The sequence below is a fragment of the Corynebacterium sp. CQ3829_602738 genome (assembly GCF_054478435.1).
Window position 1 is genome coordinate 901,192 of the sequence record NZ_CM137003.1, and the last position, 22,637, is coordinate 923,828.

The window sequence follows — 22,637 nt, forward strand, 5'->3', positions numbered from 1 at the left end:
TAGTCTTGACTACGTCGAGCCTAAGACTTCACTCGCGGAGGAACTTGAGTCAGACTACGCACCGACGGTAATCCGTAACTCACTGGTTTCATTGGCCGAGCAGAACGGCTACTCCATCTACCGGCTGACTGGCACCGATGACGCAAGCGGGACTTCCCACGAGGTTTTCATCCCGCTGGAGCAAAATTATCCAGCACCGGAACGCATTCCCCGGCTCAACCGGCCGGATGCCTTGAGCCAAGCGTCCAGTGAGCTTGGGTCGCTGGATTACCACGGTGACTACGTCTTGGTTCCCAAAGCAACGGGTGGCAATGCGAACCACTTCTACGAATCGGCCAGGAATGACGGGCTCAGGCTAAGCGAAAAGACGCAGTTCCTTCACCTCATCCAATCGGTCGTATTCCGCCTGCCCGCGTTGGTGGCGATCCTGTTTCTATTTGTCGTTTCCCTTTTTGCCCTGGTATTTGTTCTTCGGGTTTCCGGTCTTAGATTGGCAGCGCTGCGCACAATAAATGGCGGGCACCGCAGTCAAAAAGGCAATTGGCGGCAATGGGCCTTTGTCATCCTCCCACACCTAGTTCTCATTGGCCTTGCGAGTACATTCCTCGCCCGCCAAGGAAGCTATTCTTTTGCCTTCCTGTTCCTCAGGTTCTACGCCGCCGGGATAGGCTTGGCCCTGGCCACCACCGGTTTGGCCGTAGCCGTCACCGCCCCATTGTTGCGCCGCGCAGTAGCGCTGCTGGGGCAGCGTGCCCCCGCAGAGAAGGCGGCGGGAAAAGCGCTGAAAGTAATTTCGGTCTTTACCTGCGTGACCTTTGTAGCAGCGGGTCTTAGCTCAGCGGCTGCGCTCCGCTCCTACCAGCAGGAATCCGAGGCCCAGCAGACCTGGAAATCTCTCGCGGAGTTTGGAGCCTTGCATTTTTCAGCCAACTTCGACGGCCCTGCTGGCCGCGCGGAAGGAGGCGAGCTCTTGCCGCCCAGTGTGCAGCAGAACTTCCGCGACTTCGCGCTCAGCTGGGAACGGGAGCACGGGGCTGTCCTCAGCCATACTTTGCCGAAAGAAGGTACCGGTGTGCCGGACTCCTGCCCCGTGGCACTTGCTAACCGCCAATGGCACGATCTGCAGGATTATCAGTTCCGTCCCGGAGACGACAACCACTCGGTCGACTATTCCGCAGCCCAAGAGCATTTCGCAGCTTCCGTGGATCTGTGGGCTCAGGAATCCGGCGACCTGCTCCTTAAGTCTGCGCAAATTGGTCCGGTCAGTGCCGATCATGCGGTCGGATTCATTAGTGGAACAATGTCGGGGGAACTGGTTCCCGGCGATTGTTTTTACGTGCTTGAAACGGACGATCTATCCGGCTTCGACGCAGACTTCCTAAGCTCCACAGCTTCGAGTGAAAATTTGCTCTTCGCGGATTTCTCGGAACTGGGTCCAGAACTTACCGCTGCCGGCCTCGAAGGCTACGTGTACCCGGTACGCGCGGCCGATCGCGGTCTGGCCGAACTAGTAGCCAGCACGGCGCTGTTCTGGCTGAATATCCTGAGCGTCCTCGGAGCTTTGCTCGCCACGCTTGCGGCCTTGATAGTCCAGGCGCGCATCCAGCTCCGAGTTCACCGTCGCCTCCTGGTACTCCTCCACAGCGCTGGGCAATCACCGGACAAAACGATGTGGCGACTATTCAAAAGCCAACTGGTCAGCCTGACAGTTGTCGTCATATTGTCCGTCCTGGCTCCGCTACTGCTTCCCAACCCGTTCCTCTACACCTTCACCGCGCTAAGCTGCCTTGTCTTAATCGTCTACCTCGGTTTTGCCCGTCTCAGTATTTCTCAGCACATGTCCGCCTCCCCTAGGAGTCACAATGTCATTGGCTAGCCCCAATCAGTCCCCCACTCTGCCGCCGGAGATTTCCACCTCTCATCTCTGTCTCGCCGCGGAGTCGACTTTTTCTGTGGGGCGCAGCACGCGGATGGTGAAGAAGTCCCTCGTGGAAAATGCAACGTTTTCCCTACCCGGGCCAGGCTTTGTCGCCATCTGTGGAGCCAGCGGTTCCGGAAAGACTTTGCTGCTCAACACCTTGGCCGGGCTCCTGCCGCCGGCGGACGGCCTCCTCCGGATAGACGGTGAGAATGCCTCCGCGTGGAGGATGAAGCGGAGGCGGAGATTCTGGCGAGAACGCGCAGCGATAATCCACCAAGACCACGGAATCATTCCCGAACTAAGCTGCGAAGATAACCTCACCCTCGGACTATCCAGGAAGCAATACTCCAAAGAAGAATTGCTGCACTCCCTCGGCGAAGTCGGTCTTGATGTCCCCTTCGACGGGCCGGCAGCTATTCTCAGCGGAGGCGAGCAGCAGCGGCTGGCGATCGCCCGAGCCCTGCTCCGCGGCGCGGCTTATGTGTTCGCTGACGAGCCGACCGCCTCCCTCGACCCCACTAACCGCGACCAAGTTATCGCGCTCCTGCGGCGAGCTGCGGACGGGGGCGCACTCGTTCTGGCCGCCACGCACGATGCCGCAGTTATTGCTGCCGCTGACAGCACCTTGCGCATCAATGATCGCCAGGTCACAGTCTCCGGCTCTGCGCGGGATTAAATCGCGATGCCCGCGGCCTTGGCCACCTTCCGGTACCCGGCCGCATGGTCCGCGACGCTGGCGTGGGCGTTGAGTCCGCTGGGGTTGTCGAGCACGGGCCTGACCCCCGGAAAGTAGACACGTCGGGGGTTAGCTATGCTGCTTGGGTCAGCGTAGCTGATGTGAGTGCTTCGAAGTCATTGGGGGCTAGAAAGTTGCACCAGGAGTGCCGTCTGCGGGTGTTGTAGCGCATGCACCACCGGAAGACTTCTTGGCGACTGATGTCGAAGTGGTCGAGTTTTAAGTTCAATGTTAGCTAAGGGCCTTATTAAAAGCGTTTGGCAACACGCGCTCCTATTTACCTTCGTATCTCGCGAGACGCTGACGTGGATGGCCTCACCATCGACCGGCAGCGTCAGGACTGTGAAGCCATTGCAAAGCAGCGTGGCTTGGACGTTGGACATAGGGCATAACTACGTCGATCAGTCCATTTCCGCGTCAAAGAAGAATGTGGCTCGCCCCGACTACGACGCCATGGTGGCATCCTTTGAACGCGGCGAAATCGACGCGATCATCTGCTGGGACCTCGAACTACCCGCCCCACGTCGGTGGGTAGTCCGATCAGTCGGACAAAACTACTCCCGCACCACAGCGTAATAAGGGGTGCACCTTAAAAACATCCGGAGGTGGGGGTAACTCCCCCTCGTTGCCCAGAGACAAAATACGCCAGTGGCGTCTGTACGACGAGCCGAAGGTAGGACAAATTCCAATCCAGAGAGGTCTTGCACTGTTGCGGTGCGGTTGTCTTCTTTCTCACCGTATTGGACCCTGCGAAATTAATTGGATACGATAGGCCCATGTTGATTTCAGGTTCCGTTTTCATGCGGCCGCTCACCAGCCGCTAAGGCGGTTTTCTCCCTCCCGCAGGTTAGAAACCGCTCCGGTCCTTTAGCCGGGCGGCCATTTGCCATGCCCGGCTCCGTTTCAACTCCACGGAGCACACCTGATGTCTACATACGGATACGGCCGTCACGAACATGGCCAAAATTTTCTCACAGACCACAAGATCATCAACTCCATCGTCGATCTTGTAAAACAAACCTCCGGCCCCATCATTGAGATCGGGCCAGGAAGCGGTGCCCTCACTCACCCGATATCCCACTTGGGGAGGGCAATAACGGCAGTTGAGGTAGACGCAAAACTAGCTGCCAAACTCACAAAAAAGACCGCCTCGGCGTCGGTCGAAGTGGTCCATGATGATTTCCTCAACTTCCCGTTACCCGCCACTCCCTGCGTCATTGTGGGAAACATTCCCTTTCACCTCACCACTGCCATTCTTCGAAAGCTGTTGCATGCGCCGGCATGGACTGACGCTGTACTCCTCATGCAGTGGGAAGTCGCTCGCCGCCGGGCCGGGGTAGGTGCAAGCACGATGATGACAGCTCAGTGGTCCCCATGGTTCACGTTTCACCTTGGTTCCCGGGTACCAAGGTTTGCTTTCCGGCCACAGCCAAACGTTGACGGGGGGATCTTAGTGATCCGCCGGGTGGGTGACCCGAAGATCCCGATAGAGCAACGCAAAGCCTTTCAGGCGATGGTGCACACCGTTTTCACCGCCCGGGGACGCGGGATAGGGGAAATTCTCCGAAGGGCAGGGTTGTTTTCATCACGTTCAGAGACACAATCATGGTTGCGCTCGCGAGGAATCGACCCCGCAACCCTACCTCCCAGATTGCACACCAGCGACTGGATCGATCTCTTCCAGGTGACTGGTTCCTCTTCACCGCGCCATCGGCCCATTTCACAATCGGGAAGTAGTCAACGCCCTCCTCAACGGAAAAATCGAGGCCGGCGGCGGTAATCCCCCCACCACCAAAACCGAAATCCACCAGTAGTAGTGAACGACCCATGTTCGTCTACCGTGAGCCGCGTTATGGCAGTGACGTGTTCTCGTCGGGCACAGTCATAGTTCCCGGCGTTGCCAGCGACAGGGTTCTACACCCAGCAGCGGGACCGATCAAAATCACCCGCACGGGGTGTCAGATGCGGGTTTTTGGTACCGGTGTTCCGGAGACCCGGTACTGCTGTGTTCCGGGTAGTTGGTACCGGGGCCGGGCCGACGGAGTTGGCCCGGCTGTTTGTCTTATTCGTCCGGTTCTATTGGGGCGGTGGCCTTGCGCATGTCGAAGTCTCCGATGCGGATTCGGTGGCCGTTGTTGAGGCGGCTAACGAGTGAATCGGCTCCGACTCTGTCGGGGAGGGCTTCGACCCAATAGGCGGCGGCCGATTGGGAGGAGATCAGTGTTGGGAGCCGACCGTCGCGGTCGAATATGATCTTGCTCAGGTCTTCTTGCCCGCGCTGGTTGATGCTCATGGTCATAAAATCGTCGATGATAAGGACATCGACATTGATCAGTTTCCGCATCTTATCGAGGTAGTTTTGGTCAGTCGGTGAGAAGACCGCCAACATGTCTACGAGTTGGTCTAGCCGGTAGTAGGCCACGGAGTATCCGGCTTGGCATGCGGCGACGCCGATGGCGCAGACTATGTATGTTTTCCCTGTTCCGGTCGGTGCGAGGATGTGAATGTTGGTCGGGTTTTCCCGCCAGTTGGTCGCCGCGATTCGTTTCAGTTGGCGCATGTTGATGCCGCGTTGTTCTGCTCGGGTGACTTCAGCAAGGCTCGCGTCCGGGTATCGGAATTGTGCCTGGGTGATGGCTTTGGCGATGTTGCGTTGTTGCCGCTGTGTGTAGGCCTCTTCGACTGCTGCGAGGAAGATGTCCTCTGGTAGCGCATCCGCGTAGGCCTCGTCGTTGACAATCTCGTAGAAGACATCAGCGAAGGTCGATACGCGAAGCTTTCGCATTTTTGCCCGTACTGTTTCGTCATTGATGTTGCTCATGGTTCACGCTCCTTCTAGTTTTCGTAGTGGTCAGCAGGACGGATGAAGACGGCGTCAGCTGCGTCGCTGGTAAGCGGGGCGCTTGGGCGTTGTTGGTTCTTCGTCGCGGGCTGTGTCTTTCGCCCTGGTGCAGCAGGGGGCTGCTGAGCGTGCGCAATGTCAGTCTGGATGCGCTTGATCACAGCCATAGTTGGAGCCAGCTTCTTTTCTAAGACCTGCTGGCACGCCGGCTCGAGGGTGGCTTTGCTGTGCTTTTTGCCCAGGTTGGCCAGCACGTTGCGAGCTTGAAGAAGTCCGCGGGGGACGGCGGCACTATTACGATCGAGGATCATCGCTATGACTGTGTGCGTTGCAGAACCGAACGACGAGGCCCAAGCCAAGAGTTCGTCGCGGGTGAGCGCCTTGTGGCCTTCGTCATCGCTGCTTGGCCCATGGTTGGGATCAGTGGAGTACCGGTATTTGAATCCGTGAAGGCGTGTGTGTTCAGCAACTAGTTGATCACCGTTGAAGATGCTCACCAGTTGCGGGGTGAGCCTGACCGTCACTGCCTCTCCTACCAGCTGAAATGGCACAGAATAGTACTGGTAGTCACAGGTGATGTGCCAATTACGGTCGACTTTGAGCCGCTTGTATGACACTTCCGTAAACGGTGTCGGCGGCAGATCGCGCATCACTGGTGCTTCTTCTTGCTCAAAGCGCATGCGCCGTGTTGTGCCATCAGCCCGTGTCATTGCGCTGTTGATATCGGCAAGCCGGTCAGCGATTGCCTCATTGAGTTCATCGAGATTGTAGAAGACCTCGTCGCTGAAATACCCGAGTATTTTGGTGTAGGCGATTTTCACAGCACGTTCTACTGCCGCTTTGTCGCGTGGCCTGCCAGGTCTTGTCGGCACAATCGTGACCCCGTAGTAGTCGGCAAACGCTGCGTAGCGGTCAGTGACCATCCGGTAGCCTGAATGCTTCCTCGGCCGGTAGGTCGCCGTAGAGGCATTATCCGGCACGATGACCGCCGGTAATTTGCCAAGATAGTTCAACGCTTTGACGTGGCATGCAATCCAAGCCGGCATCTTCTCATTCGCAGCAGCAGTGACGTACATCAGCCCTGAGTACGGGCATACCGCGACAAACAGCGACGCCTTGAATGCGGTATCACCACTGGCCTGATCCACCACCGGCACTTTGTCGCCAGCCCAGTCGACGTAAAGCTCTTGCCCCGGCTCATGGGTGACGACTTCGACAAGATCATGAGCACGGAGAAATTCATTGAGCCCACTGCAAAACTGGGAGTACTGGTACTTTGTCTTGTCCGTCGGACACGGCTGCGACAAGTAGTCCATCCACAGCTTGTGCCTGGTCACGTGCTTTTTGCTTTGGAGCTTGCGTGCAAGGGCTTGAAAATCAGGCTGGTCGTAGGACATCGTCCGCTTACTCCGGCCGTCGCTGAATCGATCATCGAACCATCCCGGTGGGAGTTGGCGGAAACGCTCTGGCGTTAGTGCCTCATCAGCGATGACTTTCTTTGCGCGGGATACTTCTCGTCGTGAACATCCCAATGCGTGTGTGATCTGCGCGTAGCTTGCACCGTCAAGGCACATCGCGATGATCTGTTTGAAGTTAGCCACAAGGACCGGCTCCTTCCAAGTAGATGTTGACGCGACACCACCGGATTGTGGTGTCGCCAACATCAACTATGAAAGAAAACCCCTTGCAGTACCGGGTACGTGGAACACCGGTACCAACTACGCGGACTCGCGGTACCAACTACCCCGAATCGACACGGGGAACGACCCTGCTGGTGGTTTCGATTTTGATGAAAGCGAGGAGACATAGCCCCTCGCCAACTCCCCGTAGCTGGCGAACAGTAGCTCCTGGCGCTGGCGCTCGTTGGTGAGTTTGCGTGCCACATCGAAAGCCTTATCGACTTCCCGGTCCAAGTTGTTGTGAGCCTTGAGCAGAATTGGGTCCATCGATAACGGGTTGTAGTGCTCCGCGAGTGACCGCTGGGGGTGCCGCTCGCGTGCCCGCAGCACCAACTGTCCAGCGTCGATGATTCGCTGCTGCGCCTTCTCATCTAGTTCACACAGAGCTGGTCCGCAGTTGTAGCTCCCGATGTACTCCGAAAACGGAAAAAATAAATAGTGGGGATACATCAACCTTCCACTTTCCATTCTTCCGGCTCAGAGTATTGAGGGGTCTGGGACCGTGTCCGTAAACCCTTTATGTTTTTCGCGCACAGCGGTTTTTAGCGACGCACCCTATAGGTTTTCCGCAGAACTTATATGTGTTTCTGTGCACCCCATATGTTGTCTGTTTTAGCGGTATTTCGTTGTTAATTCCGCACGCGCGCATCAAATGGTTATTTATCGACGACACTCCGTGGAATTTAAGTTCAATGTGTAGGTTAGCCGAATAAGAAGCTCTGGCAGATGGTGGGGTAATCCTGCTCTGACATCTTATTCCAGCTTGGATGCGCTGGGATTAGGACTGGTCACGTGTGAGAAGGTTTCGTGTACAACTAGGGATATGAACTTTTTGTTGCTCGGTGGTACCGGTTTCCTTGGAGGGCACATTGCGTTTGCAGCAGTCGAGCGAGGACATCAAGTTACTTGCCTCGCGCGGGGTAACGGGAAGGTTCCCAACGGAACCGAATTTGTGAGTTCAGACCGTGACCGTGACGGTGCGTACGATGAGGTTGCGGGGAAAACTTGGGACACCATTGTGGATCTGACGAGTCAGCCGAAGCATGCGCGGGATGCGGCGGCGAAACTCCAGGCCAAGCATCGTATATTTGTGTCTTCGAGCAGCGTATATGAGGATCAGGGAAGTATTTCTTCCGAGTCTGATTCTGTAGTCGCTCCGCTTGAAATTGACTACATGGAGAACATGGGGCAGTACCCAGCCGCAAAGTCTGCTTGCGAAACGACTTATCGAAGCACAAATCGGTCGGTAATGGTAGTTCGACCCGGTCTGATCGCCGGCTACGGCGACGAAACAGGGCGCAGTGGTTACTATCCGTGGCGCTTCGCGCATCCCACGGGTGAGAACGTGATCGTCCCAGACCCGGCGTTTCCCGTCGCTATGATCGATGTGAAAGACCTTGCAGGCTGGATAGTTGAGTCCGCAGAAGTCGGGACTTTCGGAACCTTTAATGCTACGGGGTTTGCTACTTCCTTGTCCGATGTGTTCAAGATTTCGCGGGAGTTAACCGCATCGGAGTCTACGGAGCGACCTTGCTCTGATGAACTGCTTCTCGCTAATGATGTAACCCCGTGGATGGGCCCAAAATCGTTGCCGTTGTGGGTACCAGGTGAACAGTTTCGCAACATCGCGCTACTCGATTGCACCGCAGCCTACGAAGCGGGCCTGCGGATTCGCCCGTTGAAAGAAACATTGGCGGATGCGCTGCGATTCGAAGAGGAACAACACGGTGAAAGACTTGCCGGGCTCAGCGATGAAGAAGAAGTCGTGCTTCGCCAGCGGTTAGAAGATGGTATTTAGTTTCGGCACCAACAGTTCTAGCTGCAGCCAGGACCGTGCTCAGTTGGTTTTCGTTCCGCGACTGACTGTGAGAATGAGTCCGAATCTGGCGTGAGGGCAACTTCGGCGGTGCCAGCTCTTCGTGACGGGGAGCGATCTAGCCTGCGGAGGTTGCCTTTCCGAGCAGAAAACGCCTTGCGGCACACTTTTCAGGTTTCTCGAATCGCTTACAACTGAGTGAGGTAGCCTTCTTTCGCCACTCCGTTGAATTCAAATTTAATGTGTAACGCGGAGCGTTAATGACGTTTCGCGTTATTGGGGGGGGAGGTTGAAGAGCGCTGTCTCTAACTCCGGTTTTCGTTCGGCCTCGGTCCATTCCGCTACCTCGTGTGTAGAATCTGCAAGCGGTATCGGGCCGTTGAACTATTAGGTTCACCCACAGTTCCCGTGCCTGCACGCATCGAGAAGGACCAGGTGGTGAACTCGAATGACTCGCCTGGTCCAACGTGTGTGCGCTCGGCGCGTGGTTTAACTCTTATAAGACTTGCCGGTCACAGCCTCAGCGTTTCGCTCGTGCAGCCCGCAGGCCGTTCAAGATCACGATGACTTCAGCGACTTCGTGAACCAACACGACGGCGGCCAGGCCCAGCACACCGCTGATCGCCAGTGGCATCAACACGATGATGATGGCCAGAGACAGCACGATGTTCTGGTTGATGATCCTGCTGCCTCGGCGGGCGTGCTGCAGCGCCTGCGGGATCAGCCGGAGGTCGTGGCCGGTGAAGGCGACGTCAGCGGACTCGATCGCGGCGTCAGAGCCGGTTGCTCCCATCGCTATGCCCACCGTCGCGCCCGCCAGTGCCGGCGCGTCGTTGATGCCGTCGCCGATCATCGCCGTCGGCGTCTTGGAGGAAAATTCGGCGACGATGCTTGCCTTGTCCTCAGGGCGCAGCTCGGCGCGCACGTCGTCGATTCCGGCGATTTCAGCCAGCGCCCGGGCGGTGCGAGTGTTGTCGCCGGTGAGCATGCTCACTTCCACATCGTTGGCGCGCAGGGTCTGCACGGCTTCGGGCACCTCGGGTCGCAGCTCGTCGCGGACACCGATCGCTCCGGCGAGAGCGTCATCGACGGTGACTAGGACGCAGGTCTGGCCTTCGGACTCCATGCGCTCAACGTCTGCCTTCAGTGGCCCGGCGTCGATCCACCGGGGGCTGCCCACCAGCACCCGTCGGCCTTCGACGGTGCCGCTGATGCCGTGCCCGGCTTCCTCGCTGATGTCCTGGGCGGCGGGCGCTTCGGGCCCCGCTGCCGCGATCGCCGCGGCGAGGGGGTGCGTCGATTGCTGCTCAACTGCCGCCGCGAAAGTAAGCACCTGCGCCCGATCAAACCTGTCTGCCGGGACCACGCCGGTAACCTCGGGCTGGTTGCGGGTGAGGGTTCCGGTCTTGTCCACCGCCAGGTGACGGATGCCGCCGAGCCGCTCGAACGCCGCGCCAGACTTGATGACCACGCCGAACTGGCTGGCCGCGCCGATCGCGGCCACGACCGTCAGCGGCACGGAGATTGCCAGCGCGCACGGCGACGCTGCGACCAGAACCACCAACGCACGGGTGATCCACGTCTCGGGGTCGCCCAGCAGCGAGCCGATCACGCCGACTAGCACCGCCAGGATCATCACCCCGGGCACTAGGGGTTGGGCAATCCGGTCGGCGATCCGGGCGCGGTCGCCCTTTTCCGCCTGCGCCTGCTCGACCAGGTCCACGAGTGTGGTCAGCGAGTTGTCCGTTCCAGCTGCGGTCGTCTCGACTTCCAGCACACCGGCGGAGTTGATCGCTCCCGCGGGCACCTCGTCGCCGGGCGCAACCTCCTCCGGAATGGATTCTCCGGTGATCGCTGAGGTGTCAAGGCTGGAGCGCCCAGACCGAATGATGCCGTCCGTGGCGATCCGCTCTCCGGGGCGCACGAGCATAAGCTCGCCAGCCGCGAGGTCCTTCGCTGCGACCTCGACCGACGTGCCGTCGCGCAGCACCGTCGCGGTCTGCGGTACCAACTTCAACAGTGCCCGCAGTCCGCCCTGCGCCCGGTCCATCGCCTTGTCTTCCAGCGCCTCGGCGATCGAGTACAGGAACGCTAGCGCCGCGGCCTCTCCGACGTAACCGAGGATTACCGCGCCGACCGCGCTGATGGTCATCAGCAAACCAATGCCGAGCTTGCGCTTCGTGACAAGGTTTCGGATCGCGTCGGGCGCGAACGTATACGCCCCTAGCAGCAGGCCGCCCCAGAACAGTACTGTCGCGGGTGTCTCTAGCCCGGACCAGCCCAGCGCCAGGCCTATGCAGAGGGCTACGCCGGAGAAGATCGGCAGTAGCAACTCGGGGTCCTTCCACCATGGCCGATCGAGTTCTTCGATCTCCGTGGCGGGTTCGTGTTCGCATCCACACGCCGAGCTCATGCGTCCTCTCCCTTCTCGCCGCAGCCGGGCACCGAGCACTCAGGGTCGATGCACGGGGCGTTTTCGTCGACAGCCAACGTCGCGTTCACCAGCGCGTTGAGCGCTGCCGCGAGGTGCGGATCGGCGATTTCGTAGCGTGTCTTGCGGCCCTCCGGCTCGGCAACGACGATGCCGCAGTCACGCAGGCAGGTCAGGTGGTTCGAGACGTTTGAGCGGGTCAGGCCCAGGTCGCGCGAAAGTACGGCCGGGTAGCTCGGGCCGTCGAGTAGTGTCATCAGGATTCTGGAACGCGTCGGATCCGCCATGGCCCGGCCGAGCCGGTTCATGACGTCGAGGCGTGAAGCAATAGTCAGCATGTGCTGAACAATACATCGTGTGCTGAACTATTCAAAGTGTGCTGAACTGACAGTTACGCGAAGGTCCTGCGACCTGCAAGAATTAGTCGATGGGATAGCAGATGACTGATCCTTTGTGGTTCGGCTGCCACCCAACGCGGGAGCGACGTGGGTGGCGAGGTTCTCGAGAAAGTTACTTTGCAACTACATACCGTGGAGTTCAAGTTCAATGTGTAACTAGGCCTCGGGGCTGCCCACGCAGAACTCGTTGCCTTCCGGATCCTGCATCACGGTCCATACGAGTCCTGGCGCCTCGTGGGTGGTGAGTTCGGTAGCGCCCAAGTCTGTGAGGCGCTCCACTAAGGTTTCGCGTTCCGCCCCGCCAACGTCGATATGCATGCGGTTCTTGCCAGGCGTGGGATCCTCGACGCGCTGAAACCCTAGCGCTGGAGTCGAATCAACCATCACGAAATCGCCGTAATCCGCGGCGATTTCGCAGCCGGCTGCGGCTGACCAGAACTCGGCGAGCCTAGACGGATCGTGACAGTCGAAGGTAATTTGCCGGATAGTGAGGTTCGGGTCGCTCATGAGCATCATTATGGGGGCGGGGCTTAGAAAGTGCAGCCTGGTCTCCAGGCGGGGACTCAGCCTTCCGGCGTAGTGGAGCGTTTTGAATCGCGAGGGTCACTCCCGCGAGAGCGTAAGAACTCGATCTCGTAGCCATTTTCGGGTCAAGTCCCGTGTAGTGGTGTAGCCGTTGGTGCTTTCGGCTCGGTATGAAGTTCGGTGTTTGGTTAGGCGGTTAGCTGGTGGTGGTCACCATGGTCGTCTCCTGTGCGGTGCATGAGGTGTTTGGTTTGTTCGAGTGCGGATAGTGACATGTAGCGTTTTTGCTGGATCCAATCGTCGTGCTGCTCGGCAAGAACCGCCCCGACAAGCCGGATGATCGATTCCCGATTCGGGAAGATGCCCACAACGTCGGTGCGCCGGCGGATTTCTCTGTTTAACCGCTCGGTGGGGTTGTTCGACCACACCTTTGTCCAGACCGGTTTCGGCGCTGCGGTAAACGCCAGCACTTCATCGAGGGATTCCTCCAGATACGCCGAAACTTGTGGGAATTTCGGTTCTAATAGATCGACCACTTCGCGGGCTTGGGCCCAGGTGGAATCAGCGTCAGGTTGCTGGAAGATGGTCTGGAACATTGCTGAAACCATCGGCCACTGGGTCTTGGGGACTTTCTCGTAGAGGTTCTTCGCGAAATGGGTGCGGCAGCGCTGCCACGACGCATCGGGCAGCACTTCAGATATCGCGTGCTGAATACCTTCGTGGGCGTCACTGGTGATTAGGAAGACGCCGGTCAGTCCCCGGGCTTTCAGGTCCTGGAAGAAGCCCTTCCAGGAGGCATTCGACTCGGCCGTGGCGACGTGCATGCCGAGCATTTCGCGATACCCGTCGGCGTTGACCCCGGTAGCTAGCAGCACGGAGCATTTGACCACACGGCCGCCTTCGCGCACTTTGATCGTCAACGCGTCGCACGACAAGTAGGCGTAGCCGCCGGGATCGAGTGGGCGGTTTTTGAAATCGGCGACCATCTCGTCGAGTTCTTCCGCCATGCGTGAGACTTGCGATTTCGACAGGTTGTTAATCCCCAGCGTGGCAACGAGGTCGTTCATTCTGCGGGTGGAGACCCCCTTGAGGTAGCACGTGGCAATCACCGTTGATAGTGCGCGTTCCGCACGCGAACGGCGTTCTAACAGCCAGTCCGGGAAGAACGCGCCGTGGCGCAGCTTCGGTACTGCCACATCGATCGTGCCGACACGGGTGTCGAGCTCGCGGTGGCGGTACCCGTTGCGGTGGTTGACCCGCTGTTCAGAAGCGACGCCGTATTCGGCGCCGCAGACGGTGTCGGCCTGGGCGGAGAGGATCTGGTTGATAAACCCTTGCAGCATCTGCCGCATCAGATCCGGGGAGGCTTGGGCGAGCAGATCATCCAGGTAGGTTGCAGGGTCGATAGAATGTGGTGCAGCGGTCATCGTCATGTGCCTTTTGGTGAGATGTGGTAGTTGAGTCGAAAGGTTACCGACGGTGGCCGCCCCACTATTTCGCAGGGCCCACCATCAGCAAGCGTTACACCACACTAAGGGACGCAACCCATTTTCGGCTTCGGTGACCCAAGCATCAACCTGATCTTCACTGATCGGCTTCCCGTTTATTGTCTTCACGGTAATCACCGTAATGCGGAGCTTGCGACGGTGTGGTTGCGTAAAGTGGGTGTGCATTTGCATTCGGGTGAGCACAAACTTAACGTTGTGCGTTATTGACGCTTCGCGTTATGGGGGATAGGGTGAGACATGATCCAGTCGTTCGCTGACAAGGACACTGAGCGTCTGTGGAATCGAGAGCGGGTTCGCTCGATCGATTCCCGCATTCACTCAGTAGCGCTGCGCAAGCTTCGCCAGCTTGGGTACGCGCAGACGCTTGATGAGTTACGGATTCCCCCGGGGAACCGGCTCGAGGCGTTGAAAGGTGACCGGCGGGGTCAGTTCAGCATTCGAATCAACGACCAGTGGCGGATCTGTTTTCGGTGGTCCGCCGCGGGGCCAGAGGAGGTTGAGATCGTTGACTACCACTGACAAGCTCCCTCCGGTTCATCCGGGTGAGATCCTTATGGAGGACTTTCTCAAGGAAATGGAGATCACCCAGCACAAGCTGGCCGTCTCCATCGGCGTTCCGCCCCGCCGGATCAACGAAATTGTTCACGGTAAGCGCGCTGTAACGGCTGACACGGCCCTTCGTCTAGCGAAGTTTTTCGAGATGAGCCCCCAATTCTGGCTCGGGTTACAGGCCCAGTACGACCTGGATGTGGCAGAAGACAAAATCCTGGCGGAAATCGAACGGATTCAGCCGTTCCAGGCTGCCTCGGCGTAGCAGGTCAGCGACTCTAAATGCGTCGAGCCATGTCGGGGTAGTAGACGACAACCCCATCTTCGTCTACTTCGAGCTCTACATCGACTCCTCGTGTTCCGCTTGCGTAGCGAACTTTGTGTGAGTCGATTGAACTGTAGTACTGATCCGAGGCGATCACCTGGAGGGAAGGCATATCAATCCAGGCCATGATGAGCGGAGTCTTGGAGACATCTTCTTCGAGCAACCCGAGGCGCCGGATGGGCATCGTGTTTGTCAATGGGCATAGTCCGAGATCACAGTCCAGTGCAGTTTCAAGATCAGCTGGTTGCACAATGCCAGGGGATGGGAGACCGTTCGGCTGGGTACCCGATTCTTTAGTAGTCGATGTCCACTCGCCATCTTTGGTCCGTGTGAGCTCAAGGTGGCGCTCCCAACCGTCGCCCACGACGTTGACCTCCACGTTTTGGGTTACCCAGTTCTCTACAGCACTCAGTTCCCAGGTGGCTTCGTACCCTTCCCCGACCTGGGTACCGCTAGCCGTCAAGCCAGTTCGGTGAAACTGCACTCGGGCCTCGTTCTGGATTGAGGGGTTGTTTACGTGCTGCCATGTGTAAGTCTGTTCCATGCGCCGAAGCCTACTGGCCCAGGGAGCTTGTGGTCGATGGCTGTTACGCGGTCGTATCTAGTAACACCGTGGTGAGTATCGAGTAACGCATTGGTGAGCATCCAGTAACAGTCCGGGGGAGGATTCTGGTGACCGCGTGACTTCAGGGCACGCGGCGTTACCAGAGGAGTCTGATTGTGACTGACTACCGGGCGGTAATGGATCAAGTGCTCAAAGGCTGGTCTGTCCGCCAAATCTGTTCGAGTCTGCGGTGCTCGCACACCACGGTGCAAAAAGCACGCGATGCGCTGGTGGAACACAACATCACAACCCGTGAGCAACTTCGTGGGGTTGCGGATCATGAGCTGGTGGACTGGTTCGTCGACGGGCGCAGCCATGCTCAGGGCGATTTCGTCCCGATCGATTTCGACGCTGTCGCCAAGGCACGCACCGGGCGCAACAAGGTGACCCTGCAGGTACTGTGGGGCCGCTACACCGCACAGCCTGCGGACCCAGGCCAGCGGTATTACAGCTACGAGCGGTTTCGCCAGCTTGTGGCCCAACACGTTGATGCAGCTGGGCTGACCGCCAGGATCACCCATGCCCCAGGCCATACGATGCAGGTGGACTGGGCAGGCACAAAGATGCGGCTGTGTGACCCCACCGGCGGGCAAGGATCGAAGGTCAGTATCTTTGTCGCCTCGCTGCCGTATTCAGGCATGGTGTTCGCCTGCGCGTGCGCGGATGAGCGCCAGGACGCATGGCTTGCAGCTCATATCCGCGCGTTTGAGTACTTCGGCGGGGTTGCCGAGGTCATCGTGCCAGATAACGCCTCGACAGCCTCGAACGCGATTAGTGCCGCGGACAAAAATCGTCGGGTCAACTCCACCTACGAGGAGTTTTTGGAGCACTACAACACCGCCGCATTGCCGGCTCGGGCGAAACGACCCAAAGACAAGGCCAGCGTCGAAGCCGCAGTCAAGATCGTCACCCAAAACGTCATCCACGCACTCGATGGCCACCAGTGCGTCGGGATAGACGAGCTCAACGCGAAAATCACCGCCCTGGTCGATGGGATCAACGCTGCCACGCCGTTTCGCGGCAATGCGACGAGCAGACGCGCATTGTTTGATCAGTTCGAACGCGACGTGCTCACCGCGCTGCCTGCAACACCGTGGCAGCGCACCGAATGGAAACGCGCCAAAGTCGCACCCAATTTCCACATCAGAGTGCACAACGCGCATTACTCGGTACCGCACCAGCTGGTGGGCCGCACCGTGGATGTGCGCATCACCGGTGACAGTCTCGCCGTCTTCGACGCCGGGCAGCGTGTGGCCAGACACCAACTCGCGCGTGCCCGCGGGGTGTATGTCACCGACACCGACCACATACCGGCGAACCTGGGTGATACCCGTGGGTTGTGGACAAGTGAGTACTTCCTGCGCGAAGCCTCCAAGATCGGGCCGGCCACCCGCCAGGTAATTGCCGAGCTCATCGAAGCTAAAGCGATCCCTGCCCAGGCGTACCAAGCGTGCCGCAACGTGCTCAACATGGGCAAACACGCCAACAAGCCAATCCTCGAAGAAGCCTGCAGACGTTTGGTGTCCACCGACGGCAGAAGGCGTGCTGTGTCGTATACCGCGGTGAAAAACATGATGGCCGCCGTGCGCAAAGACACCTCCACACGACCTACAGGTGCTGACCTGCCAATCGATCAATTAACCGGCAGACCCGCTGACGGTGCGCCTGCCCCGACAGCGCGTGACACCCGCGGCGCCTACCTCGGTGGTGCTGCCCAGTTCAGCCTCGAAAACCTCACCAAGAAAGGATCTGCATAACCCATGCCCCACCCGCAACCAGCATCATCATCCGCCCGCTTCCTCGACGAATCAGTCCTGCCGATCTTTACCGATCTACGCATGACCGCCTTCGGACAAAGCGTCATCGACATCGCCGCCGATCCCGCATTCGACGACTGGAGCTTCTCCGACAAAGTGCTCTACGCACTCGATAAAGAGGTAGCGGCCAAGCGTGAGAGGCGAGTCAACAAACTGCTCAAAGCATCCCGATCGCCAAATCCCGATGCTTGTATCGAAGACATCACCTACACGCCCGGCCGCACCATTAACAAAGAGCAAATCACCCGACTCGCTCACTGCCAATGGTGCCAAAGCGCACAAAACATTGTCATCCTGGGCAAATCCTCCGTCGGCAAAACCTACCTCGCCCAAGCACTACTCACCGCGGCGTGCAGAAATGACTACTCCGCACGCTTCTTCCGCACCGACACACTCGCCAACCACCTCGCCGTGCTCAAACACGACGACCCAGCCCGCATCACGTTCCTCGAAGACCTACACAACACAGACGTGTTAGTCCTCGACGACTTCCTCACCACCCCAATCGATGCCGCCACCGCACACCAACTGCTCAATATCCTCGCAGAACGCGAACCCCGCGGATCGACCATCGTGACATCCCAGTTCACACCCGACGAGTGGTACAAATCCATCCCCGACGCCGTCATCGCCGAGTCAATACTCAACCGACTCGTCGCCGGCGCCGAAATCATCACACTCGAAGGCACCAACATGCGACTGACCCAATAACCCCCGCTACCAACCTAAACGCCCGGGTGTTACTCGATACTCACCCGGGCGTTACCCGAAACTCACCACACCGTTACTAAACACGTGGTCTAAACAATGGCGACAGCTCTAGGGAATCTGAGGTCGCTTCCTTGTGGACTTCAGCTCCGAGCGACGCATCTTCGCTTCTCGACGGCGCCGCACCGAGCCCCTGGTCGGCTTCGTCTTCCGGCGCGGAGGAGGCGGCGGGGCGAGCGCCTCGCGCAGCAGGGCGGCCAAACGCTCGCGCGCCTCGGCGCGGTTGCGGATCTGCGACCGTTGGTTCGACGCGGCCACGGTGAGGACGGTGCCGTCCAGGCGGTGTCCGAGGTTGCGCAAGATGCGGCGGCGTTGGGCGTCGGAAAGCGATGCGCACGCCGCGACATCGAGGGAGAGCTGCACCTTGCTGTCGGTGGTGTTGACGCCCTGGCCGCCCGGGCCCGACGACTTGGCGAACCGCTCCGTCAGGTCGACGGCGGCTATGACCACGCCGCCGGGGATCCCCGGGCCGGGAGCGATGGTCAGGTCCTTCATGCCGCCCACCCTACGTTTTCGCCTCCTGTGTCAACAGCTTCCGATTCTTTAGCACCCCAACTCGCGACAAATCTCGTCCGTAGTGAACCTCTCACCGGAGTCGAACTCGAGAGCAGCACGAAGTTCGTCAACATCTTGGAGGTCTTCGACCTTTTCCATGATGGCGGATCGAGCGAATTCGGAAACAGTCATGCCTTCGGAACGCGCAAATTCGGATAGGAGCGTTGCTTCCTCGTTACTCAATCGGATCTTCAGGAACACTTTTACGCCTTCGGCTTTTTCTCGTCTCGGCCCAAGCGGAAGCCACGCCGCTTCGAGCGGGATTCAGTTTCAGCATGGTCTTCGTCAGAGGCTTGCTCGATTGCTTCTTGCGCTTCTTTTGCCCGTCGCGCTTCGATCTCTGCGGCCTTTGCAAGCAGCCGGTCTTCGTTCATGTCGCGAATCTTCTCGGTCGCCTTCTGGGCCTGGTCTACCGCGGACCGCCGGGCGCGATTCGCAGCATCGACCGTGCCTCCCGCTAGAGACATCACAGATTGGCGCCACCCCTGGACTTGGAGCTGCTCTGCTTCCTCCACGCTTAGGCGTAAATGCTGAGCAAATGCGCTGATGTTGTCGTGAATACTGTTCGCATGTGCAGTGATGTGGCGTGCGCGAAGCGGGTTAGTCACCCAAACCTGATTGCTCAGCTTCGCTGCGTCGCGGACAGCTGAATCCATCTCGAGCAAACGGCGGGTCGTTGACCCCAATCGAGCCTTTCGTGCTTCGACGATTCCTTCACGGTGGGAGTCCAGCTGGGCGGGCTCAAACTCGTTCACGTGAGCGAGTTCAAGGACGTACATCCTGTCGTGGAGATAGATGCTCCGTGCAGCTACGCCCAGCCAAATCGAGAGATCGTCTTTCAAACCGGCAAGAAGCGTTTCGAGTTTCTTTGAGTTGTTTTTGTGCTTCCGGAGCTGATCAACCGCGTCATCAAGTTGTTCGATCGCGTAAGACTCGATGCTGTTCAGTGCTGATCCGAGGTGGTCAACCTTCGACCAAGTGGTTGCGGACACGCTGCTGCTGCGCCGGTAGAGTTCGTCAGCTTCCTCAATCGTGTACTGGATGCCGCCAAGTTGAGCTAGCGCATTAATCTTGCGCTGCCGAAGGAGGTCATCGAGTTTCTCATCGATAACCTCCAGGTACTCCTTGATTTCCGCGATTGCTGCCTCAATTGCAGCCTGCGCGGCGATGCCGGCGGCAGTCGAGGCCATGACTGGAGAGAACTTCACCTCTTGGAAAGACGTGTGTTTGAAGAACTGGCTTGGGTTGTCAGCGAGCCCAAGATCGCTTCGACGCAGGACTCCTGGCACCGGTCCCGTTGACGTGCGGTGCTGAAGTAGCGCTGCAGTTTCGTCTGTCGCTTTGTAGTACTTGCCGGACTTGAACTTACGGTTGGAGATCGTGCTCAGCACATTGTTCGCGCGGAAAAGCACTTGCGGTGACATTGGCTCAAACGCGGGCGAGGAAGAGGCCGGGAAGCTGTCGTCCTCGCTCAGGATCAGCAGGCCTTCGCTGTCCGCCAAGAAAGCCAGTTCTTTACTTTCAGTCTCCATACACAGAAACAGTAGTCTTCAGGTCGTTCATTGCGCGCACTTTCTAGCGGAACCTCGCAGCTTGCGCAGGAGCTCCTCGCCTCCCACGCGTCCGCTTACACTGACACGCATGAAGACATCGCTTTACGTTTCCTTCCCCGGCAACGCCCGCGAGGCACTCGAGTTCTACCACGAGGTGTTCGGCGGCGAGCTCGACATCATCACCTACGGCGAGCAGCTCGACCGCGGCGCGCAGTTCCCGTTCGACCCGCCGCGCGACGCCGTCGCCCACGGCACCCTGACCGGACCGTTCACGCTCGGCGGCGGCGACGACCTGCAGAACAACTCCAGCACGCTGGAGCGCGGCGATTTCGGCTTCACCGCCGAGGTGGAGTCGGCAGACGAGGGCGAGCAGCTCATCGCGAAGCTCACCCGCGGCGGCGGCAAGGTCACCATGCCGTTCGCAAAGGCGCCGTGGGGAGCGCACTTTGGCGTCGTGGAGGACAAGTTCGGACTCGCCTGGAACATCTCAACTGGCGACGGGAGGTAGGGCCGCGGGGGCGGGGCGGAGTTTGCGTCGCAAAGCAAGTGCGTTAGCGACGCGGCAGCACGACCTCGGGGTACTTGCGCACGTAGCCGACCGCGATGACGACGAGTGCCGCGAACGCGCCGATCGCGGTCTCCGCGGTGCGGGCGAGCAGCATCGGCCAGACGGGGGAGGGCTCGACTGTCTGCACCATCAGCAGGGCGGTCGGGGTGATGAAGCTGGCTGCGATGGTGTAGTTGCGGGTCACGTACATCTCGGTGAGGTACTGCAGAATCACAATCCACACGACGATCTGCCAGCCCTGCATCGGGTGGGACAGAAGGAAGCCTGCCACCGCGATGCCGGTGAGAGTGCCCAGGACGCGCTCGATGGCGCGGTAGTACTGCATCTTGAACCGCGAGTTCACCAGCGGCGCGACGGCGGCGACCATGGCCCAGTAGGAGTGGGTCAGCGGGTCGAAAATAGTCACGGAGATCAGCCCCAGCACACCCGCGAGTAGCGGGGAGAAAAAGAAGCGGCTGGCTTCGACCCGGAGGCGCCGCCACGGCATCCGGCCCGCCTCGGGGGACCGGGAGGGACGCTCCGGTTCCTTCGCGTCGCCGCCTGGCCCCTCGCCGATGAGGTGGGAGATTTGGCCGAGCGCCAGGCACAATAGTGCGGCGGCGCCCGCGATGGCGAAGGCGAGTACTGGGTGGACGGGGTTGTTCAGCGAGCCGACCGCAGCCACCGAGAAAATCACAAACACCGACCCGGTCGGCTTCATGTCCGCGGCCAGCGCGATGGTCGCCCACACCGCCGACACCAGTGAGGTCACCAGCATCAACGCCCACGGGCTAAGATCCAGCCACGCCATGGTGGCGCCCACGGTCACCGACGTTGTCAGGGCGATGCCCGCAAGGACGTGGTGCTTCAGCCGCACTTGGCGGGTCATGTGCCTGCCGTACACGCCGGTGAACGCGCCGAAGTTCGCGTAGATAGCCAGATCCATGCGGCCCAGCGCGAGCAGGGTGAACATGGGGATCGCAACGCCGAGCGCGGTGCGGAAGGCGGGGATGTGGTCGCGCCGGGCAGGGCCCATCTCAAACAGCGGGCTGAAGTGGTGCAACCGGGAACCTCCCATACGCGATACGTGCTCGATTGTGGTTTTCCGCGGGCAGAGTCTAGCGCGGGCCCGGCGCCGGGGCTGATCGGCCCGTGCACATATCAACAGTCAGGCATATGATGGCCCGGTTGTTGTAACCTCGAGAAGGAGTTTCCTCACAGTGTCACACGCGGGGGAGTACGCGTTCGCGTCAAGAAACCAACCCAACTACGCCTGGTGGAGGCCGCTCGCCGAAATCGTCGCGGTCGCCGTGCTCACCGTCGCGTTCGTCGCGGTGATTGGTGTTTCCCTTGAAGCCGCGGGGGTGGATACGTCGAGCGGCGCGGCGGACAAGTACTTCGGGTACGGCTCCGTGGTCGTGGAGATCCTGGCGGTGCTCGTCGCAGTCCGGTTCATCGGGCGCAGGCCGGTTGCGTCGGTGTTCACAGGGCGAACTGGAACGAAACCTTGGGTGCCGTTCGCCGCGTACGCGTTGGCGTTTGTGGTCATCGCCGCTGTCATGGGCGCGGTCGGCGTGGTCGGTTACGGCGCGTCCTGGGACCAAGTTATTGGAGATATCCGGAGCGATCTTCCGTTGGAGCTCGTCGTTATTGTGCTCGCGGCGCTCGCGGAGGAAATGGCGTTTCGCGGCGTGTTTTTCCAGGCGTTTACGGCGTGGACCAGGCACCCGGCCGTGGGCGCGGTGCTCGCCGCGATCCCGTTCGTGGCGATGCACCCGCAGGCGTACGGCTCACCGGTCGCCTTCGCCCATTATTTCCTTGACGCGCTGCTCTATGCGCTTTTGGTGTGGGCGTTCAACAGCCTCTGGGTCGCGGTTGCGGTGCACGCGGCGTGGAACACCTTCGGCTCGGTCCAAGCCCTGGGAATCCCGAACTCGGCTGCGAGCATGGTGGCGGCATTCGCGGCTGCTGCGGCGGCTTCCGCCGTGGTGCTCGCAGTGCTACCCCGCGCCGCGTCGAGTCACGCACGGACTCCTGCTCAGCGTGGCGACGTCCGCTAGCAT

23 protein-coding genes and 1 pseudogene are annotated in these 22,637 nt (G+C 59.5%); 11 read left to right on the forward strand and 13 right to left on the reverse strand.

Annotated features, from left to right (window positions below):
• Nucleotides 1-91 precede the first annotated feature (91 nt).
• A complete protein-coding gene (locus ACX1NL_RS04385; RefSeq protein ID WP_228496378.1) occupies nucleotides 92-1,876 on the forward strand; it encodes a hypothetical protein in 1,785 nt (594 codons plus the stop codon).
• Nucleotides 1,877-1,988: 112 nt separating this feature from the next.
• Nucleotides 1,989-2,597 (forward strand): ATP-binding cassette domain-containing protein, encoded by a 609-nt coding sequence (locus tag ACX1NL_RS04390; protein ID WP_349236925.1) that lies wholly within the window; start codon nucleotides 1,989-1,991, stop codon nucleotides 2,595-2,597.
• 133 nt (nucleotides 2,598-2,730) lie between these two features.
• On the opposite strand, the pseudogene ACX1NL_RS04395 reads toward ACX1NL_RS04390, so the two are convergent.
• Nucleotides 2,731-2,853: pseudogene (locus ACX1NL_RS04395) on the reverse strand (IS3-like element IS1206 family transposase); the annotation flags it as partial.
• A 113-nt stretch (nucleotides 2,854-2,966) separates the two neighbouring features.
• On the opposite strand from ACX1NL_RS04395, the gene ACX1NL_RS04400 reads away from it, so the two are divergent.
• Both ACX1NL_RS04400 and erm read left to right on the forward strand, forming a co-directional pair.
• Nucleotides 2,967-3,233, forward strand: a complete 267-nt coding sequence (locus ACX1NL_RS04400) for a recombinase family protein (RefSeq protein WP_101687314.1) — start codon at nucleotides 2,967-2,969, stop codon at nucleotides 3,231-3,233.
• A 349-nt stretch (nucleotides 3,234-3,582) separates the two neighbouring features.
• Nucleotides 3,583-4,437 carry a 23S ribosomal RNA methyltransferase Erm gene (gene erm / locus ACX1NL_RS04405; protein ID WP_049172293.1) on the forward strand — a complete coding sequence of 285 codons (855 nt, stop codon included), beginning with the start codon at nucleotides 3,583-3,585 and terminating at the stop codon, nucleotides 4,435-4,437.
• Nucleotides 4,438-4,719: 282 nt separating this feature from the next.
• Here erm and ACX1NL_RS04410 read toward each other — a convergent pair whose 3' ends face one another.
• The 3 genes from ACX1NL_RS04410 to ACX1NL_RS04420 all read right to left on the reverse strand — a co-directional run bounded on the left by ACX1NL_RS04410 (nucleotide 4,720) and on the right by ACX1NL_RS04420 (nucleotide 7,646).
• Nucleotides 4,720-5,478: an ATP-binding protein gene (locus tag ACX1NL_RS04410; protein ID WP_092100363.1), complete on the reverse strand. Its 759-nt coding sequence runs from the start codon at nucleotides 5,476-5,478 to the stop codon at nucleotides 4,720-4,722.
• Between the two features lie 14 nt (nucleotides 5,479-5,492).
• Nucleotides 5,493-7,100: an IS21 family transposase gene (gene istA, locus ACX1NL_RS04415; RefSeq protein WP_458897662.1), complete on the reverse strand. Its 1,608-nt coding sequence runs from the start codon at nucleotides 7,098-7,100 to the stop codon at nucleotides 5,493-5,495.
• A 117-nt stretch (nucleotides 7,101-7,217) separates the two neighbouring features.
• On the reverse strand, nucleotides 7,218-7,646 hold the full coding sequence (locus ACX1NL_RS04420) for a type IIL restriction-modification enzyme MmeI (RefSeq protein ID WP_458898710.1): 429 nt from the start codon (nucleotides 7,644-7,646) through the stop codon (nucleotides 7,218-7,220).
• 355 nt (nucleotides 7,647-8,001) lie between these two features.
• Between ACX1NL_RS04420 and ACX1NL_RS04425 the strand changes: the two genes are divergently transcribed.
• Entirely contained in the window at nucleotides 8,002-8,976 is a 975-nt protein-coding gene (locus ACX1NL_RS04425) for an NAD-dependent epimerase/dehydratase family protein (RefSeq protein WP_005291014.1), read from the forward strand.
• A 538-nt stretch (nucleotides 8,977-9,514) separates the two neighbouring features.
• Here ACX1NL_RS04425 and ACX1NL_RS04430 read toward each other — a convergent pair.
• From ACX1NL_RS04430 to ACX1NL_RS04445, 4 genes are all read right to left on the reverse strand, one after another.
• Nucleotides 9,515-11,407, reverse strand: a complete 1,893-nt coding sequence (locus ACX1NL_RS04430) for a heavy metal translocating P-type ATPase (protein ID WP_269952161.1) — start codon at nucleotides 11,405-11,407, stop codon at nucleotides 9,515-9,517.
• Nucleotides 11,404-11,763, reverse strand: a complete 360-nt coding sequence (gene cmtR, locus ACX1NL_RS04435; protein ID WP_005291009.1) for a Cd(II)/Pb(II)-sensing metalloregulatory transcriptional regulator CmtR — start codon at nucleotides 11,761-11,763, stop codon at nucleotides 11,404-11,406. Before cmtR ends, ACX1NL_RS04430 begins: the two co-directional genes overlap by 4 nt.
• Nucleotides 11,764-11,979: 216 nt before the next feature.
• Nucleotides 11,980-12,330 (reverse strand): VOC family protein, encoded by a 351-nt coding sequence (locus tag ACX1NL_RS04440; RefSeq protein ID WP_181888124.1) that lies wholly within the window; start codon nucleotides 12,328-12,330, stop codon nucleotides 11,980-11,982.
• 206 nt (nucleotides 12,331-12,536) lie between these two features.
• On the reverse strand, nucleotides 12,537-13,775 hold the full coding sequence (locus ACX1NL_RS04445; RefSeq protein ID WP_458898199.1) for an IS256 family transposase: 1,239 nt from the start codon (nucleotides 13,773-13,775) through the stop codon (nucleotides 12,537-12,539).
• 318 nt (nucleotides 13,776-14,093) lie between these two features.
• Between ACX1NL_RS04445 and ACX1NL_RS04450 the strand changes: the two genes are divergently transcribed.
• Both ACX1NL_RS04450 and ACX1NL_RS04455 read left to right on the forward strand, forming a co-directional pair.
• Nucleotides 14,094-14,375, forward strand: coding sequence for a type II toxin-antitoxin system RelE/ParE family toxin (locus ACX1NL_RS04450; RefSeq protein WP_005290974.1), 282 nt, complete (start codon nucleotides 14,094-14,096; stop codon nucleotides 14,373-14,375).
• Between the two features lie 34 nt (nucleotides 14,376-14,409).
• The gene (locus ACX1NL_RS04455; RefSeq protein ID WP_239306094.1) at nucleotides 14,410-14,670 is read left to right on the forward strand and encodes a HigA family addiction module antitoxin; all 261 of its coding nucleotides are present in this window, start codon (nucleotides 14,410-14,412) and stop codon (nucleotides 14,668-14,670) included.
• A gap of 13 nt (nucleotides 14,671-14,683) precedes the next feature.
• Here ACX1NL_RS04455 and ACX1NL_RS04460 read toward each other — a convergent pair whose 3' ends face one another.
• Nucleotides 14,684-15,274 (reverse strand): putative glycolipid-binding domain-containing protein, encoded by a 591-nt coding sequence (locus tag ACX1NL_RS04460; protein ID WP_194560342.1) that lies wholly within the window; start codon nucleotides 15,272-15,274, stop codon nucleotides 14,684-14,686.
• 176 nt (nucleotides 15,275-15,450) lie between these two features.
• Here ACX1NL_RS04460 and istA (ACX1NL_RS04465) point away from each other — a divergent pair, with 176 nt between their 5' ends.
• Together istA (ACX1NL_RS04465) and ACX1NL_RS04470 are read left to right on the forward strand one after the other, a co-directional pair.
• On the forward strand, nucleotides 15,451-17,091 hold the full coding sequence (gene istA / locus ACX1NL_RS04465; RefSeq protein ID WP_284871047.1) for an IS21 family transposase: 1,641 nt from the start codon (nucleotides 15,451-15,453) through the stop codon (nucleotides 17,089-17,091).
• 3 nt (nucleotides 17,092-17,094) lie between these two features.
• The gene (locus ACX1NL_RS04470) at nucleotides 17,095-17,862 is read left to right on the forward strand and encodes an ATP-binding protein (RefSeq protein WP_070771239.1); all 768 of its coding nucleotides are present in this window, start codon (nucleotides 17,095-17,097) and stop codon (nucleotides 17,860-17,862) included.
• 108 nt (nucleotides 17,863-17,970) lie between these two features.
• Here the strand turns inward: ACX1NL_RS04470 and arfB are convergent, their stop codons facing one another.
• Genes arfB through ACX1NL_RS04485 form a run of 3 tightly spaced genes read right to left on the reverse strand, consistent with a single transcriptional unit; the run spans nucleotide 17,971 to nucleotide 20,006 of the window.
• Nucleotides 17,971-18,414 carry an alternative ribosome rescue aminoacyl-tRNA hydrolase ArfB gene (gene arfB, locus ACX1NL_RS04475; protein ID WP_181888127.1) on the reverse strand — a complete coding sequence of 148 codons (444 nt, stop codon included), beginning with the start codon at nucleotides 18,412-18,414 and terminating at the stop codon, nucleotides 17,971-17,973.
• Between the two features lie 48 nt (nucleotides 18,415-18,462).
• Nucleotides 18,463-18,675: a type II toxin-antitoxin system RelB family antitoxin gene (gene relB, locus ACX1NL_RS04480; protein ID WP_311389535.1), complete on the reverse strand. Its 213-nt coding sequence runs from the start codon at nucleotides 18,673-18,675 to the stop codon at nucleotides 18,463-18,465.
• A 2-nt stretch (nucleotides 18,676-18,677) separates the two neighbouring features.
• Nucleotides 18,678-20,006, reverse strand: coding sequence for a hypothetical protein (locus ACX1NL_RS04485; RefSeq protein ID WP_311389534.1), 1,329 nt, complete (start codon nucleotides 20,004-20,006; stop codon nucleotides 18,678-18,680).
• A gap of 109 nt (nucleotides 20,007-20,115) precedes the next feature.
• On the opposite strand from ACX1NL_RS04485, the gene ACX1NL_RS04490 reads away from it, so the two are divergent.
• The gene (locus tag ACX1NL_RS04490) at nucleotides 20,116-20,535 is read left to right on the forward strand and encodes a VOC family protein (protein ID WP_311389533.1); all 420 of its coding nucleotides are present in this window, start codon (nucleotides 20,116-20,118) and stop codon (nucleotides 20,533-20,535) included.
• A gap of 43 nt (nucleotides 20,536-20,578) precedes the next feature.
• Here the strand turns inward: ACX1NL_RS04490 and ACX1NL_RS04495 are convergent, their stop codons facing one another.
• Nucleotides 20,579-21,637, reverse strand: coding sequence for an FUSC family protein (locus ACX1NL_RS04495; protein ID WP_311389532.1), 1,059 nt, complete (start codon nucleotides 21,635-21,637; stop codon nucleotides 20,579-20,581).
• 157 nt (nucleotides 21,638-21,794) lie between these two features.
• Here ACX1NL_RS04495 and ACX1NL_RS04500 point away from each other — a divergent pair, with 157 nt between their 5' ends.
• Nucleotides 21,795-22,634 (forward strand): CPBP family intramembrane glutamic endopeptidase, encoded by an 840-nt coding sequence (locus ACX1NL_RS04500; protein ID WP_311389531.1) that lies wholly within the window; start codon nucleotides 21,795-21,797, stop codon nucleotides 22,632-22,634.
• Nucleotides 22,635-22,637 lie beyond the last annotated feature (3 nt).

What these genes read in the sequence shown, in the direction of transcription:
- ACX1NL_RS04460 (WP_194560342.1), bottom strand. Translation starts at nt 15,274, where the DNA reads ATGGAACAGACTTACACATGGCAGCACGTAAACAACCCCTCAATCCAG.
- ACX1NL_RS04490 (WP_311389533.1), top strand. Translation starts at nt 20,116, where the DNA reads ATGAAGACATCGCTTTACGTTTCCTTCCCCGGCAACGCCCGCGAGGCA.
- ACX1NL_RS04425 (WP_005291014.1), top strand. Translation starts at nt 8,002, where the DNA reads ATGAACTTTTTGTTGCTCGGTGGTACCGGTTTCCTTGGAGGGCACATT.
- ACX1NL_RS04410 (WP_092100363.1), bottom strand. Translation starts at nt 5,478, where the DNA reads ATGAGCAACATCAATGACGAAACAGTACGGGCAAAAATGCGAAAGCTT.
- cmtR (WP_005291009.1), bottom strand. Translation starts at nt 11,763, where the DNA reads ATGCTGACTATTGCTTCACGCCTCGACGTCATGAACCGGCTCGGCCGG.
- ACX1NL_RS04450 (WP_005290974.1), top strand. Translation starts at nt 14,094, where the DNA reads ATGATCCAGTCGTTCGCTGACAAGGACACTGAGCGTCTGTGGAATCGA.
- erm (WP_049172293.1), top strand. Translation starts at nt 3,583, where the DNA reads ATGTCTACATACGGATACGGCCGTCACGAACATGGCCAAAATTTTCTC.
- arfB (WP_181888127.1), bottom strand. Translation starts at nt 18,414, where the DNA reads ATGAAGGACCTGACCATCGCTCCCGGCCCGGGGATCCCCGGCGGCGTG.
- ACX1NL_RS04485 (WP_311389534.1), bottom strand. Translation starts at nt 20,006, where the DNA reads ATGGAGACTGAAAGTAAAGAACTGGCTTTCTTGGCGGACAGCGAAGGC.
- ACX1NL_RS04400 (WP_101687314.1), top strand. Translation starts at nt 2,967, where the DNA reads ATGGCCTCACCATCGACCGGCAGCGTCAGGACTGTGAAGCCATTGCAA.
- ACX1NL_RS04430 (WP_269952161.1), bottom strand. Translation starts at nt 11,407, where the DNA reads ATGAGCTCGGCGTGTGGATGCGAACACGAACCCGCCACGGAGATCGAA.
- ACX1NL_RS04420 (WP_458898710.1), bottom strand. Translation starts at nt 7,646, where the DNA reads ATGGAAAGTGGAAGGTTGATGTATCCCCACTATTTATTTTTTCCGTTT.
- ACX1NL_RS04445 (WP_458898199.1), bottom strand. Translation starts at nt 13,775, where the DNA reads ATGACCGCTGCACCACATTCTATCGACCCTGCAACCTACCTGGATGAT.
- ACX1NL_RS04470 (WP_070771239.1), top strand. Translation starts at nt 17,095, where the DNA reads ATGCCCCACCCGCAACCAGCATCATCATCCGCCCGCTTCCTCGACGAA.
- ACX1NL_RS04455 (WP_239306094.1), top strand. Translation starts at nt 14,410, where the DNA reads ATGGAGGACTTTCTCAAGGAAATGGAGATCACCCAGCACAAGCTGGCC.
- ACX1NL_RS04440 (WP_181888124.1), bottom strand. Translation starts at nt 12,330, where the DNA reads ATGAGCGACCCGAACCTCACTATCCGGCAAATTACCTTCGACTGTCAC.